We start from the raw sequence: 13,279 nt of genomic DNA, 5'->3' as shown, positions 1-13,279 counted from the left end.
CGCCGCCCGTCCCCTCCGGCGGGGGCGGGCGGCGGGGTCAGTGGTGGTCCTCGCCCGTGAGCACCTGCAGCGCGGCGGCGGTGAAGACCCGCATGCCCACGCCGATGGCCCGCTCGTCCGGCGCGTAGTCCCCGCGGTGCAGATCGTAGATGGGGCCACCCGGGGACCGGGTGCCGAGGCGCAGCATGGAGCCGGGCACCCTCTGGGTCATCCAGGCGAAGTCCTCGCCGCCCATCGACTGCGGGGTCAGGAGGATCGCCCGGGAGCCGAGTTCCCGCCGCGCCGCGGTCTCGATCAGCGCCGTCTCGCCCTCGGTGTTGTGCACCGGCGGGACGCCGCGCACGTGCTCGAGCTGCACGTGCACGCCGTACGGCGCGGCGACCTGTCGGACCACCTCGTCGAGCAGCGCGCCGGCCTCCTCCCACACGTCCGCGTCGAGGCAGCGCATGGTCCCGGCCAGGTAGCCGGTGTTGTCGATCGCGTTGGGCGCGCTGCCGGCGGCGATCTGCCCCCACACCACGGAGACGGCCGAGCGCACGTCGATCCGCCGGGAGAGCACGGCGGGCACGTTCACGGCGATCTGGGACAGGGCGAAGACCATGTCCTCGGTGAGGTGGGGCCGCGAGGTGTGCCCACCGCGTCCGGTGAGGGTGATCCGGATGGTGTCCGCCGCCGAGGTGATGGCGCCGATGCGGGTGCCGATCGAGCCGACGTCGACCTGGGGGTCGCAGTGCGCCGCCAGGATGCGGGGAACGTCGTCGAGGATCCCCTGGCGCAGCACGGCCAGGGAGCCGCCGGGCAGCCGCTCCTCCGCGGGCTGGAAGATGACGCGGACCGTGCCGTGGACCCGCTCGCCGACCGCGCGCAGGTCGGGGTCGGCGGTGGCCCCGCGGAGGATGCGGCCGAGGGCGACGGCCACACCCGCCATGACGGCGGTGTGCATGTCGTGGCCGCACGCGTGCGCGACGCCGTCATTGACGGACACGTAGGGCAGGCCGGTCTCCTCCTCGACCGGCAGCGCGTCGATGTCCGCGCGCAGGGCCAGCACCACCGGCCCCTCCCCGACGTCCACGTAGGCGCCCGTGGACTCCATCCGCACGGGCGAGAGCCCATAGCCGGAGAGCAGCTCCACGATGCGGTCGGTGGTGCGGTACTCCTCATAGGAGAGCTCGGGATGCCGGTGCAGGTCCCGGCGGAAGGACACGATCTCGTCCTCGAGCTCGGCCACCACGGGGCCCACCGAGGGGACGGAGGTCGGACGGGGCCCGGTCAGCACGGAGTCGGAGGTGGTCATGGCCCAGCACCCTACTCCGGGGGTGCCGGTCGGTGGGGGCCGGACCCGGCCGGGGACGCGGTCAGAGGACCTCGTCCACGCCCTCCGCCTTGAGCGCCTCGACGGCCTTCTTGACCTCCTGGGCGTGCTCCGTGGTGGTGACCAGCAGCGCGTCCTCGGTGTCCACCACGACGACGTCCTCGATGCCGATCAAGGCGATGACGCGCTTCGTGTCCGTCACCACGACGCCGGACGCGTCGTCCGAGTACACGCGCGGGGTGTCCCCGATCACCGTGATGCCGGAGGCGTCCTTGACCGGGTTCAGGCGGGCGATCGCCGCGAAGTCCCCCACGTCGTCCCACGTGAAGGAGCCGGGGATCATGGCCACGTCGCCGACGGCGGCGGCGGGCTCGGCCACGGCGTAGTCGATGGCGGTCTTCGTCAGCTCGGGCCACACCCGGGCCATGACCTCGTCCCGCTCCGGCGTCTCCCACGCGCGGGCGATCTCCATCAGGCCGGCGTGCAGCGCGGGCTCGTTCTCCTCGAGGTGGGCCAGCATGAGGCCCACGGGCGCCACGAACATGCCCGCGTTCCAGAGGTAGCGGCCGGACTTCACGTACTGCTGGGCGACCTTCAGGTCCGGCTTCTCCACGAACGCGGCGACGTCGTGCGCGTCCGGGGCGCCGGCCACGCGGAGGCGGCGGCCCCGGCGGATGTAGCCGAAGCCCGTGGCCGCGTGCGTGGGCTCGATGCCGATGGTCACGATCCGGCCCGTGGCCGCCGTCTCGACGGCCTGCCGCACCGCGTCCTGGAAGACCTCCACCGGGGAGATCACCTGATCCGCCGCGAACGATCCCATGATCGTGTCCGGGTCGCGCAGGGAGAGGATCGCCGCGGCCAGGCCGATGGCGGCCGCGGAGTCCTTAGGCGAGGGCTCGAGCACCAGATCCGTCTCCGCCAGGGACGGCAGCTGCGTGCACACCGCCTCCCGGTGGGCCTCCCCGGTCACCACGAGCATGCCCGCGGCCAGGGGCGCCAGACGGTCCCACGTGGCACGGATCAGGGTCTGACCCGAGCCGGTGAGGTCGTGGAGGAACTTCGGCGCGGCGGCCCGCGAGAGGGGCCACAGGCGGGTGCCCACGCCCCCGGCGGGGATCACGGCGTGGAAGCGGGACAGGGCCGTGCCCGGCGCGGCCTCGCGCGGGGCATCGGTCAGGTTCGGATCGGTGCTCACCGGGCCAGACTACGGAACCGTCCGGACGGGGGACCACTCGACGCGTCCCAGGCGGGGCACAGCCCAGACCGAACAGGACGGCGGCGGGGCGCCGCACGCGTCACAGTGGTCGCCCGGGTCCCGATCGGGCACGGAGGCGCGGGAAGGGTCTACCCTAGGTGGAGGAATCCACTCGCACACGCCCCTGCCCGTCGTCGTCCCACGGCGGAGGACCGGGATCGTGCATTCCCCCTGGAGGTATCAACCGTGTCTAGCGCCACTGCGCAGGCCCCGGCCAAGAACGGCCGCGGAACCCTGTACCGGGGCCACGGCGGCATGTGGTCCTGGGTGGGCCACCGCGTCACCGGCGTCGTCATCTTCTTCTACCTGCTCGTCCACGTGCTGGACACGGCCCTGGTCCGGGTCTCCCCCGAGGCCTACAACGCCGTGATCGGCTCGTACAAGACGTGGTACTTCGCGCTCGGCGAGGCCGGCCTCGTCGCGGCGATCATCTTCCACGCCCTGAACGGCCTGCGCATCATCCTGGTCGACTTCTGGAAGGGCGGCACCCAGCACCACAAGACCCTGCTGTGGATCGTGCTGGGGCTGTGGGTCGTCCTGACCCTGGGCTTCGCCATCCGTCACTTCAGCCTCGCACTCGGAGGTCACTGAGCCATGAGCACCACCGCTGAGACCACCATCGCGGCGCCCCGCAGCCGCCGTCTGGACCCCAAGTACACGCGCGACGGCGGCGGCCGCGGCAACTTCGAGATGCTCGCCTGGCTGTTCATGCGCATCTCGGGCGTCTTCCTCGTCGTGCTGATCGCCGTGCACCTGACCACCAACCTGCTGGTGGGCGACGGCATCCACGCCATCGACTTCGGCTTCGTGGCCGGCAAGTGGGCGCACCCGCTGTGGCAGTTCTGGGACCTGGCCCTCCTGTGGCTGGCCATGCTGCACGGCGCCAACGGCGTGCGCACGATCATCAACGACTACACCCGTCGCGGCAGCGCCCGCTTCTGGCTGACGATGATCCTGTACATCGCCACGGCCGTGATCATCATCCTCGGCACCCTGGTGATCTTCACCTTCGATCCCTGCATGGTGGACGCCTCCGGCGCCCTGCTCGAGGGCTCCCCGGCCTTCTGCGGCTGACCTCGGAAACGCTCACCCTGCGGTGCGGCCGGCCCGAGCGGCCGCCGCGTCACAGACACCCAGAAAGAGAGACCTGAATGCAGGTGCACAAGTACGACGTGGTGATCGTCGGCGCCGGCGGCGCGGGCATGCGCGCGGCCATCGAGGCCGGTCAGCGCGCGCACACCGCCGTCCTCACCAAGATCTACCCCACGCGTTCCCACACCGGCGCGGCCCAGGGCGGCATGTGCGCGGCCCTCGCCAACGTCGAGGAGGACAACTGGGAGTGGCACACGTTCGACACCGTCAAGGGCGGCGACTACCTGGTGGACCAGGACGCCGCGGAGGTCATGGCCAAGGAGGCCATCGACGCGGTGCTGGACCTCGAGAAGATGGGCCTGCCCTTCAACCGCACCCCCGAGGGCAAGATCGACCAGCGCCGCTTCGGCGGCCACACCCGTGACCACGGCAAGGCGCCCGTGCGCCGCGCCTGCTACGCCGCGGACCGCACCGGCCACATGATCCTCCAGACGCTGTACCAGAACTGCGTCAAGCACAACGTGGAGTTCTTCAACGAGTTCTACGTGCTCGACCTGCTGCTGGTGGAGGAGGACGCCGTGCGCGAGGACGGCACCGCCTATAAGCAGAAGCGCACCGCCGGCGTCGTCTCCTACGAGCTGGCCACCGGCGAGATCCACGTCTTCCAGGCCAAGTCGGTCATCTTCGCCACCGGCGGCGCCGGCAAGGTGTACAAGACCACTTCGAACGCCCACACCCTCACCGGCGACGGCATGGCCATCGCCTACCGCGCGGGCCTGCCGCTCGAGGACATGGAGTTCGTGCAGTTCCACCCGACCGGCCTGGCCGGCCTGGGCATCCTGCTCTCCGAGGCCGCACGCGGCGAGGGCGGCATCCTCCGCAACGCGGACGGCGAGCGCTTCATGGAGCGCTACGCCCCCACCATCAAGGACCTCGCCCCGCGCGACATCGTGGCCCGGTCCATGGCCGAGGAGGTCCGTCAGGGCCGCGGCGCCGGCCCCAACAAGGACTACGTGCTGCTCGACCTGACGCACCTGGAGCCCTCGCACATCGACGAGAAGCTTCCGGACATCACCGAGTTCGCCCGCACGTACCTGGGCGTCGAGCCCTACACGGAGCCGGTGCCGGTGTTCCCCACCTGCCACTACTTCATGGGCGGCATCCCCACGAACATCCAGGCCGAGGTCCTCCAGGACAACGACACCGTCGTGCCGGGCCTGTACGCCGCCGGCGAGGTGGCCTGCGTGTCCGTGCACGGGTCCAACCGCCTGGGCACCAACTCGCTGCTGGACATCAACGTGTTCGGCCGCCGCGCCGGCATCTACGCCGCCGAGTACGCCGCGCAGGCGGACTGGGTGGAGCTGCCCGAGGGCGGCGAGCTGCCGACCGTGGAGCACATCGAGAACCTGCGCTCCGCCACCGGCTCCGAGCGCGTCGCGGACATCCGCGCCGAGCTCCAGGAGTCCATGGACGCGGACATGCAGGTCTTCCGCGACGAGGACTCGATCCGCCGCGCACTGGCCAAGATCGAGGAGCTGCGCGGGCGCTACGAGAACGTGTCCGTCCAGGACAAGGGCCGCCGCTTCAACCTCGACCTGCTCGAGGGCATGGAGCTGGGCTACCTCCTGGACATCGCCGAGGCGATGACCCTCGCGGCCCTGGGCCGCAAGGAGTCCCGCGGCGGGCACTACCGCGAGGACTACCCCGACCGCGACGACGAGAACTTCATGGCGCACACCATGATCTACCGTGACGAGACCGCGGAGATGGAGGGCGTCAAGGGCATCCGCTTCGAGACCAAGCCCGTCGTCGTGACCCGTTACCAGCCGATGGAGCGTAAGTACTGATGAGCCACTCAGCAACCGAGACCGAGGCCCCCGTGGCCCAGGCGCAGACCCAGTCCGCCGGTGGCGGCGCAGGCGAGGTCGAGAGCTTCGACATCGTGCTCAAGGTCCGCCGCTACCTCCCGGAGTCCTCCGAGGAGTCCTACTGGGACGAGTGGCGCCTGACCATGTACGGCACCGACCGCGTGCTGGACGCCCTGCACAAGGTCAAGTGGGACCACGACGGCACCCTGTCGTTCCGCCGCTCCTGCGCCCACGGCGTGTGCGGCTCCGACGCCATGCGCATCAACGGCCGCAACCGCCTGGCCTGCAAGACGCTCCTGAAGGACCTCGACCTGTCCAAGCCCATCCTGGTGGAGCCCATCAAGGGCCTGCCGGTGGAGAAGGACCTGATCGTGGACATGGACCCGTTCTTCCAGTCCTACCGCGAGATCATGCCGTTCCTGGTCGCCGAGGGCCACGCGCCCACCAAGGAGCGCTACCAGTCCCAGGCCGACCGGGCGATCTACGACGACACCACGAAGTGCATCCTGTGCGCCGCGTGCACCTCGTCCTGCCCGGTGTTCTGGACGGATGGCCAGTACTTCGGCCCGGCCGCCATCGTCAACGCGCACCGGTTCATCTTCGACTCGCGTGACGAGGCCGGCGACATGCGCCTGGAGATCCTGAACGACAAGGAGGGCGTGTGGCGCTGCCGCACGACCTTCAACTGCACCGACGCGTGCCCCCGCGGCATCCAGGTGACCAAGGCGATCTCCGAGGTGAAGCAGGCCATCCTGGCCCGCCAGTTCTGATCCCCCGCACCACGACGGCGGCCCGTCTCCTCACCTCGAGGAGGCGGGCCGCCGTCGTCGTGCGTGGTGCCCCTCCCGCCGAAGCCCGCAGACGCGCCGTCACCGGACCGGCGTAGCGGCGTGTCTGCGGGCCTCGGCGTGGGGACGGGCGAGACCGGAGGCGGAGTCGGAGGCGGGGCGAGCTCAGACGTCGAAGGCGTCGCGCGTCTCCCGCCGGTGCGCCACACGCAGCCACACCGCGCTGGACACGAGCATCCCGACGACGGCACCCAGCACGACCGGCCCCCCTCCCCCGTCCTGCACCATCCGTCCACCGTCGACCATCCAGAAGGCCGCCGTGAGCATCCCCAGCACCACGAGCACGCTCCCCACGGGGCGCACGGCCCGGATGCGGCGGGTGATGCCGGCCAGGAGCACCAGGGTCAGGACGACCACCGCCGCGGCGGCCACCGGCCACGCCCCCGCCGGGGTGAGGAACGCGGCGACGTCGGCGTCGGTGACCTCGCTCGCGCCCCAGGAGCGCGCCTCCAGCACGGCGCGGGCGTAGCCGGGCGTCGCCTGCAGCGCGAGCACGCCCCCCACGCCGGCCGCGCTCAGTGCCCCCGTGACCGCCGTGACGGTCTGGAACAGGCGCAGGGGACGCAGGGCCGCGCGATCGGGACCGGGGTCGCGCTCCGTGGTCTCGTGGGGATCGTCGTCGAGGGGGTGCATGCCCCCATCATGCCCGGCGGCGCAGGAAGGTCGTTGCGAGGCCCGGGTTGAAGGCGCACACGAGCCAGGCCGCGTTCACGAGCGCGAACAGCCCGCCCAGGACCAGGGGCAGCACCACGTCCCCGGCGGGGAAGACGAACAGGCGGATGGCCCCCAGCAGCGTCACGAAGATGGCGATCGAGGCGAACAGGGCACCCATGATGCGCGCCGTGTTGCTGTGCCGGGTCAGCCCGACGAGGACGATCGCGTAGACCGCCAGACCCAGCAGGGTCGCGAACCAGGCACTGCCGGTGAGGGCGCCCTCGATGGCCTCGGCGGTCATCGCGGGCGACTGCGCGCCGCCCTCGGGCAGCGAGTCCGCGATGTCCTGGGCCGCGCCCGGGAGGAGGTTGCGCAGGATCGACGCGGCATAGAGGACCGCGGATGCCACCGTCAACCCGAGCAGCGCCCGGAACACGCCGGGGGTGCGGGCGTCGGGGCGGATCAGCGGGCGGGCGTCCGGGCCGGAGTGCCCGGCGATGCGCCGCCGCGCCTCATCCGGGCCCACCACGGGCCGCCCGCCGCCGTCCAGGTCGTCGGGGTGGGGGGACACGGGATGCGGGGGTCGATGATCGGAGGCCATGTCGCCATGGTCTCCGCTGGCCGACGCCGGGGCGAGGGCTGGCGACCCCGGACTCGCCGCCGGCGAACGGCGTCGGGGTCAGGCGCGGCGGCCCTGACGGGTGTAGGCCGCGACCTGCGGGTTGAAGGCCTTGACCAGCCACAGGATGTTCACGATCACCAGCGCCAGGCTGAGCACGGAGGCCAGCACGCCGCCGATGCCGGGGTAGGTCACGAAGGAGAAGATGCCGCCGACGGCGCTGAGGGTGCCCAGGATCGCGAGGACGATGCCGAGGATGCGGGCCCAGTTCTTGGCCCCGCGGAGGTTGAAGTACACCAGGGCGTACAGGGCCACGCCGATGAGCAGGACGATGATCGTGCCCACCGTCACGGAGGCGCCCACGACGGGCGCGATCTCCTCCACCTGCTCGGGGGTGAGGCCGCTCTGGCGAAGGGAGTCCCGCATGCGTTCGATGCTCTCCTCGCCGCCGAACAGGGCCGGCAGGGAGGACAGCACGTACAGCGCGAGCGACGTGAGCGTCAGCGTCAGGAGGGCGGGGAACGCGGCCGGCTCCGGGACGATGCCGTACGGGCTGCCCGGCTGGGCGCCGTAGCCCGGGGCCGCGTAGGGCTGCGTGCCGTAGCGGGAGCCCGCGGCGGGCTGGCCCGGGTTCGGGTCCTGGTGCGGTCGATCGGTGGTCATGGAGTGCTCCTCGGTGTCGTGGGTGACGGTGATGGCGGTGACGGGCGCGGCGGCCGGATCACTCGTGGCGCAGGGCCTCGATGGGATCCTTCCGGGCCGCACGCAGGGCGGGCAAGGTGCCGGCGATGAACGCGATGGCCACGATCAGCAGCAGGATCAGCAGCAGGGCGGGGGGGTTGACCGCGAACAGGACCAGGCCGGTGACGCCGCTGAGGGGGCCGGTGGTCAGCACCTGGTTCGCGATGAGGCCGACGGCGACGCCCAGGCCGATGCCGATCAGCGAGCCGAGCAGGCCGATCACGACGGCCTCCATGGTGAACAGGCCGAAGATCTTCCCGCCGGTCATGCCGAGGGCCTTCATGAGGCCGATCTCCCGGGTGCGCTCCTGCACCGCCATGAGCAGGGTGTTGATGATGCCGAAGCTGGCGGCGAGCAGTGCGATGAGCGCGAAGCCGGTGAGCACCCACGTGACGGCGTCGATGACGCCGCGGATCACGCCGAGCTGCTCCTCGAGGGTCTGCGCCAGCAGGCCCTTGTCGGCCAGCGCCTGCTTCACGGCGTCCTCGTTCGCCTCCGGATCCTCCACGATCGCCGTGGCCTGGAAGTAGGTGTCCCGCTGGGACTCCGGCAGGCCCTCCGTCGTGATGTCGTAGATCGCCTGCTCGAGCGACTCCGACGGCGTCGGGGCGGTGCCCGCACCGGACGCGGCCGCCTTCGTCACACCGACCACGGTGGCCGTCACGGACTTGTGCTCCTGCAGCGGGGTCGCCGCCACGACGGTCAGCTCCGTGCCGACCAGGTCCTCGGCGTCGCCGGCGCCCAGGTCCTCCACCCACGACTCGGGCATGACGATCTCCGCGGCGCCGGCCTCGGGGGCACGGCCGGCCGAGAAGGTGAGCATGTCGATCTCGCCGGAGCTGCCCATGAAGCCGGTCTGCCACTTGCGGTCGTCCGGGCCCTGGATGTACTCCGGCTCGGCCACCCGATAGGTCTTCACCTCGGTGACGTGCTCGGTGTCCTCGATCGCGGCGAGGTCCTCCTGCGTGAGCAGCGGCATGCCGAACATCTCGCCGCCGGCGGCGTCCTGCTCCGTGTACTCCTGGGGCGAACCGCTCGCCGCACCGGCCGAGGACATGTCCTGCTGCTTCATCACGGTCAGCTCGCCGGGCTTGCCGAAGCCCTCGACCACGTTGTCCACGTACTTGTTGATGCCCGCGCCGAGCCCCGTGGTGAGGGTCAGCGTGAATGCGCCGATCACGATCGCGACGACGGTGAGGAAGGTGCGCAGCTTGGAGCGCATCGTGTTGGCGAGCGCCGTGCCCGCGACGTCGGTGGCCTTCATGCCCGCGCTCCGTCCCGCTCGGTGCCGACGCGCTCGTCGGCGATGACCACGCCGTCCTGCAGCTCGACGCGACGGTCGCACTTCGCGGCCAGGTCGTCGTCGTGCGTGACCACTACGAGGGTGATGCCCTCGTCGCGGTGCAGGCCGAAGAGGATGTCCTCCACGGCCGCCGAGGTGGCGGAGTCCAGGTTGCCCGTGGGCTCGTCCGCGAACAGCACCGTCGGGTTGTTCACGAGCGCGCGGGCGATGCACACGCGCTGCTTCTGGCCGCCGGAGAGGTCCGTGGCCTTGTTCTTCGCCTTGTCCGCGAGCTCGAGGCGCTCGAGCACCGCCATGCCGCGGCGCGTGCGCTCGGCCCGGCCCACGCCGGCGATCTTCAGCGGCAGCACGGTGTTCTCCAGGACCGTCTGGTTCGGGTTCAGGAAGAACTGCTGGAACACGAAGCCGAACCGCTCGTTGCGCAGCTGGGAGATCTCCGCGGCCTTGAGCTGGGAGACGGGACGGCCGTCCATCGCGACGACGCCGGCGGAGGGCTGGTCCAGCAGCGCCAGCAGGTGCATCAGGGTGGACTTGCCGGAGCCGGACTTGCCGACGACGGCCAGGGACTCGCCGCGCTGGATCTGCAGGGTGATGCCCTTCAGCGCGTCGAAGCGGGACGCCCCGCGACCGTAGACCTTGACGAGGTTCTCCGTCTCCAGGACGGGTTCGGCGCCGGGCGGGACCTCGGCGACGGCGGGGATGGGGACAGCGGTGGACATGGCTCCGGCACTCCTCTGTCGGTGGGGCTCGCCCCCACGGCGGCAGGAGCGGAGGCAGTGCCTCCATCCTGACAGCCACGCACGCGCCGCCGCCTCCGCCTCGAGTCGGAGAAACACGACGGCCCGCGTCCCCCGCAGGTCGGGGGCGCGGGCCGTCGTCGGGGGGCCGCGGGACCGGTGCGGCCCGGCTCAGCGCAGCGGCGGCAGGAAGCCGACCTTGGCGTAGACGTCCTCGAGCACGGGCGTGGCCACGGTGCGGGCCTTCTCGGCGCCGGCGGCGAGGATGCGGTCGAGCTCGGCGGGGTCGTCCAGCAGCGCGAGGGCGCGCTCGCGCACGGGGGCCAGGCGCTCGACGACGGCGTCCGCCACCGCGACCTTGAGGTGGCCGTACATCTTGCCGACGAACTCCTCCTCGAGCTGCGGGATCGGCGTGCCGGACACCGCGGAGAGGATGCTCAGCAGGTTGGAGACGCCAGGCTTGGCCTCACGGTCGAAGCGCACCTCGGTGCCGTCGTCGGTCACGGCCGACTTGATCTTCTTGGCGGTCTTCTTCGGCTCCTCGAGGATGTTGATGAGCCCGTTCGGGGACGCCGCGGACTTGGACATCTTCGACGTGGGGTCCTGCAGGTCGTAGATGCGCGCGCCGGTCTCCGGGTAGAAGCCGGTGGGCACCACGAACGTCTCGCCGTAGCGGTGGTTGAAGCGCTGGGCGAGGTCGCGGGTGAGCTCCACGTGCTGGCGCTGGTCGTCGCCCACGGGCACGCCATGCGGCTGGTAGAGCAGGATGTCCGCGGCCATGAGCATGGGGTACGCGAGCAGGCCGACGCCGGCCGCGTCCGCGCCCTGCTTGGCGGACTTGTCCTTGAACTGGGTCATCCGCATGGCCTCGCCCATGCCGGTCATGCAGGTCAGCACCCACGCCAGCTGCGCATGCTCGGGCACCTGGGACTGGACGAACAGCGTGGAGCGCTCGGGGTCGATGCCGCCGGCGATGAACTGCGCGGCGGCCACCCGCGTGCGCTCCGCCAGGGCTGCCGGGTCCTGCGGCACGGTGATGGCGTGCAGGTCGGGGATGAAGAAGAACGCCTCGAAGTCGGCCTGGGTGCGCTCCCAGTTCACGAGGGCGCCGAGGTAGTTGCCCAGGTGGAGGGAGTCCGCCGAGGGCTGCATGCCGGAGAGCACGCGGTGCCGGGCGGACGCGCCGGCCAGGTGGGCGGTGGCGGCGGCGTCCTGGGCCAGGACGTCCTGCACGGAGTTCTTCTTCATGGTCATCTCAGCCTCGGGTCTCTCCTGCACGGTCAGAACTGGTAGTCGACCACGAGCGGGGCGTGGTCGGAGAAGCGGGTGCCCCAGCTGGGGGCGCGGTCCACGACGGCGGTCGTCGCCCGCTCGGCCAGGCCCGCGGTCGCCATGTGGTAGTCGATGCGCCACCCGGCGTCGTTGTCGAAGGCCTTGCCGCGCATGGACCACCACGTGTACGGGCCCGGCACCGGCCCGGCGAGGGCGCGGTGCACGTCCGTGAAGCCGAGCTCGCCGAAGAACCGGTCGAAGTAGGCGCGCTCCTCGGGCAGGAAGCCGGCCTTCTTCACGTTGCCCTTCCAGTTCTTGATGTCCAGCTCGGTGTGGCCCACGTTGAGGTCGCCCGTGACGAGGGCGTGCCCCTCCCCCGCGGCCAGCTCGGAGAGGCGGCGGACCATCTCGTCGAGGAACCGGTACTTGTCCACCTGCTTCGGGGTGTCGACCTCGCCCGAGTGCACGTACGCGGAGACCACGGTCAGCGGCGAGCCGTCCGGCAGGCGCAGGTCGGCCTCGATCCAGCGGCCGGCGTCGTCGAAGTACGCGTCGGCGTCGGCGATGCCGGTGCGGACCTCGCCGAGCGGGAACCGCGAGGCGATCGCGACGCCGGCCCGCCCCTTGGCGGCGGCCACGGCGTCCGCCAGGTGCACCTCGTCCCAGTCCTCGCCCACGATCTCGCGGACCAGCTGCGCCGTGACGTCCGCGGGGGCGCGCACCTCCTGGAGGGTGAGCACGTCCACGCCGCGGCCGGCGAACCACTCCCGCATGCCCTTGCGGTGCGAGGCGCGGATGCCGTTGACGTTCACGGTGGCCACGCGCACGGCGCCGTCGGCCTTGGGCGCCCCGGCGTTGGCGTGCACCACGGGCTCGCCCTCGGCGGGCTCGGGGTACGTCCCGGTGACGGGGTCCTTCTCGGGCAGCGCCGTCATCAGCCGATCACCGTCCCGCTCACCGGGCCCTCGGCGCCGCCGGCCCGGGACTCCTTGATCATGTCGCGGGCGTTGGAGGCCGTGATGTCGATGGTCTCCAGGGCGCGGTCCACCATCTCGCGGTCCATGCCCGCGCCCGCGGCGAGCTGCTCGCGCACCACGCGCACCTGCACCTGGGCGATCTTGAACGAGTGGTCCAGCTTGGTGTCCCGCAGGGGGTCCGCGGCCGGGGCCTGCGGGGCCACCGCGGGGGCGGCGGCGTCGGTGTCCCGGCCGCGCAGGGCGGCGACGTCGGCGCGGGCGTTCTGGATGGCGGTGTCCACCTTGCGGCCTGCGGCCTGGACGCCGCGGCGCATCTGCAGGTACACGACCACCGCGAACACGAGCCAGCCGGCGGCGACGGCGACCACGAGCCACCCGATCACGTCGTTCTGGTTCGCGGCGAAGATGATCGCCACGATCAGGATGACGATCATCGCGACGAAGCCGAGCGATCCCACGCGCAGGCCGGCGCGGGGGCCGCGGCGCGCGCCGTCGGGACCGGGGGTCAGGGACTGGGACATGGGTGCTCCTCCGGAGGGGCTCGTGGGGTCTGCCCTCCATCATCCCGCATCGTGGGGTGCGCTCCGAATCGGGCGGCCCG

General features: G+C 71.7%; 14 protein-coding genes. 4 read left to right on the top strand and 10 right to left on the bottom strand.

The genetic code is table 11. The features are described from left to right. Nucleotides 1-37: 37 nt before the first annotated feature. Together QL983_RS07060 and QL983_RS07055 are read right to left on the bottom strand one after the other, a co-directional pair. Nucleotides 38-1,294 carry an amidohydrolase gene (locus QL983_RS07060; protein ID WP_049161364.1) on the bottom strand — a complete coding sequence of 419 codons (1,257 nt, stop codon included), beginning with the start codon at nt 1,292-1,294 and terminating at the stop codon, nt 38-40. A 61-nt stretch (nt 1,295-1,355) separates the two neighbouring features. Then, nucleotides 1,356-2,507 (bottom strand): mannose-1-phosphate guanylyltransferase, encoded by a 1,152-nt coding sequence (locus QL983_RS07055; protein ID WP_052001221.1) that lies wholly within the window; start codon nt 2,505-2,507, stop codon nt 1,356-1,358. A 246-nt stretch (nt 2,508-2,753) separates the two neighbouring features. Here QL983_RS07055 and sdhC point away from each other — a divergent pair, with 246 nt between their 5' ends. The 4 genes from sdhC to QL983_RS07035 all read left to right on the top strand — a co-directional run bounded on the left by sdhC (nt 2,754) and on the right by QL983_RS07035 (nt 6,297). Beyond that, a complete protein-coding gene (gene sdhC / locus QL983_RS07050) occupies nt 2,754-3,158 on the top strand; it encodes a succinate dehydrogenase, cytochrome b556 subunit (RefSeq protein ID WP_078025777.1) in 405 nt (134 codons plus the stop codon). A 3-nt stretch (nt 3,159-3,161) separates the two neighbouring features. Beyond that, on the top strand, nt 3,162-3,641 hold the full coding sequence (locus QL983_RS07045) for a succinate dehydrogenase hydrophobic membrane anchor subunit (RefSeq protein ID WP_036314556.1): 480 nt from the start codon (nt 3,162-3,164) through the stop codon (nt 3,639-3,641). Between the two features lie 77 nt (nt 3,642-3,718). Then, a complete protein-coding gene (gene sdhA / locus QL983_RS07040; protein ID WP_036314558.1) occupies nt 3,719-5,506 on the top strand; it encodes a succinate dehydrogenase flavoprotein subunit in 1,788 nt (595 codons plus the stop codon). Beyond that, nucleotides 5,506-6,297, top strand: a complete 792-nt coding sequence (locus tag QL983_RS07035; RefSeq protein ID WP_002856582.1) for a succinate dehydrogenase iron-sulfur subunit — start codon at nt 5,506-5,508, stop codon at nt 6,295-6,297. The genes sdhA and QL983_RS07035 overlap by 1 nt, the downstream gene beginning before the upstream one ends. 183 nt (nt 6,298-6,480) lie before the next feature. Here QL983_RS07035 and QL983_RS07030 read toward each other — a convergent pair whose 3' ends face one another. From QL983_RS07030 to QL983_RS06995, 8 genes are all read right to left on the bottom strand, one after another. Then, nucleotides 6,481-7,008, bottom strand: a complete 528-nt coding sequence (locus tag QL983_RS07030) for a hypothetical protein (protein ID WP_036340052.1) — start codon at nt 7,006-7,008, stop codon at nt 6,481-6,483. A gap of 7 nt (nt 7,009-7,015) precedes the next feature. After that, on the bottom strand, nt 7,016-7,600 hold the full coding sequence (locus tag QL983_RS07025; RefSeq protein ID WP_036314561.1) for a hypothetical protein: 585 nt from the start codon (nt 7,598-7,600) through the stop codon (nt 7,016-7,018). A gap of 108 nt (nt 7,601-7,708) precedes the next feature. After that, nucleotides 7,709-8,311: a hypothetical protein gene (locus QL983_RS07020; RefSeq protein ID WP_036314562.1), complete on the bottom strand. Its 603-nt coding sequence runs from the start codon at nt 8,309-8,311 to the stop codon at nt 7,709-7,711. Nucleotides 8,312-8,369: 58 nt separating this feature from the next. Further along, nucleotides 8,370-9,653, bottom strand: a complete 1,284-nt coding sequence (locus QL983_RS07015) for an ABC transporter permease (RefSeq protein WP_036340048.1) — start codon at nt 9,651-9,653, stop codon at nt 8,370-8,372. Further along, nucleotides 9,650-10,411: an ABC transporter ATP-binding protein gene (locus tag QL983_RS07010; protein ID WP_036314566.1), complete on the bottom strand. Its 762-nt coding sequence runs from the start codon at nt 10,409-10,411 to the stop codon at nt 9,650-9,652. The genes QL983_RS07015 and QL983_RS07010 overlap by 4 nt, the downstream gene beginning before the upstream one ends. Before the next feature lie 189 nt (nt 10,412-10,600). Then, the gene (gene trpS / locus QL983_RS07005) at nt 10,601-11,683 is read right to left on the bottom strand and encodes a tryptophan--tRNA ligase (RefSeq protein ID WP_036340045.1); all 1,083 of its coding nucleotides are present in this window, start codon (nt 11,681-11,683) and stop codon (nt 10,601-10,603) included. 26 nt (nt 11,684-11,709) lie between these two features. Next, nucleotides 11,710-12,636: an exodeoxyribonuclease III gene (locus QL983_RS07000; RefSeq protein WP_036314570.1), complete on the bottom strand. Its 927-nt coding sequence runs from the start codon at nt 12,634-12,636 to the stop codon at nt 11,710-11,712. Continuing rightward, a complete protein-coding gene (locus QL983_RS06995; protein WP_036340039.1) occupies nt 12,636-13,199 on the bottom strand; it encodes a hypothetical protein in 564 nt (187 codons plus the stop codon). The genes QL983_RS07000 and QL983_RS06995 overlap by 1 nt, the downstream gene beginning before the upstream one ends. Nucleotides 13,200-13,279: the final 80 nt, after the last annotated feature.

Source organism: Micrococcus sp. APC 4021 (genome assembly GCF_030407635.1).
Taxonomy (GTDB): domain Bacteria; phylum Actinomycetota; class Actinomycetes; order Actinomycetales; family Micrococcaceae; genus Micrococcus; species Micrococcus luteus.
Note: the sequence above shows the minus strand (reverse complement) of the source record. Positions and strands in the feature narration are given on the sequence as shown.

Excerpts from the sequence above, each read along its gene's own strand:
- QL983_RS07060 (WP_049161364.1), bottom strand. The coding sequence starts at position 1,294 with ATGACCACCTCCGACTCCGTGCTGACCGGGCCCCGTCCGACCTCCGTC.
- QL983_RS07045 (WP_036314556.1), top strand. The coding sequence starts at position 3,162 with ATGAGCACCACCGCTGAGACCACCATCGCGGCGCCCCGCAGCCGCCGT.
- sdhA (WP_036314558.1), top strand. The coding sequence starts at position 3,719 with ATGCAGGTGCACAAGTACGACGTGGTGATCGTCGGCGCCGGCGGCGCG.
- QL983_RS07035 (WP_002856582.1), top strand. The coding sequence starts at position 5,506 with ATGAGCCACTCAGCAACCGAGACCGAGGCCCCCGTGGCCCAGGCGCAG.
- QL983_RS07030 (WP_036340052.1), bottom strand. The coding sequence starts at position 7,008 with ATGCACCCCCTCGACGACGATCCCCACGAGACCACGGAGCGCGACCCC.
- QL983_RS07020 (WP_036314562.1), bottom strand. The coding sequence starts at position 8,311 with ATGACCACCGATCGACCGCACCAGGACCCGAACCCGGGCCAGCCCGCC.
- QL983_RS07015 (WP_036340048.1), bottom strand. The coding sequence starts at position 9,653 with ATGAAGGCCACCGACGTCGCGGGCACGGCGCTCGCCAACACGATGCGC.
- QL983_RS07010 (WP_036314566.1), bottom strand. The coding sequence starts at position 10,411 with ATGTCCACCGCTGTCCCCATCCCCGCCGTCGCCGAGGTCCCGCCCGGC.
- trpS (WP_036340045.1), bottom strand. The coding sequence starts at position 11,683 with ATGACCATGAAGAAGAACTCCGTGCAGGACGTCCTGGCCCAGGACGCC.
- QL983_RS07000 (WP_036314570.1), bottom strand. The coding sequence starts at position 12,636 with ATGACGGCGCTGCCCGAGAAGGACCCCGTCACCGGGACGTACCCCGAG.
- QL983_RS06995 (WP_036340039.1), bottom strand. The coding sequence starts at position 13,199 with ATGTCCCAGTCCCTGACCCCCGGTCCCGACGGCGCGCGCCGCGGCCCC.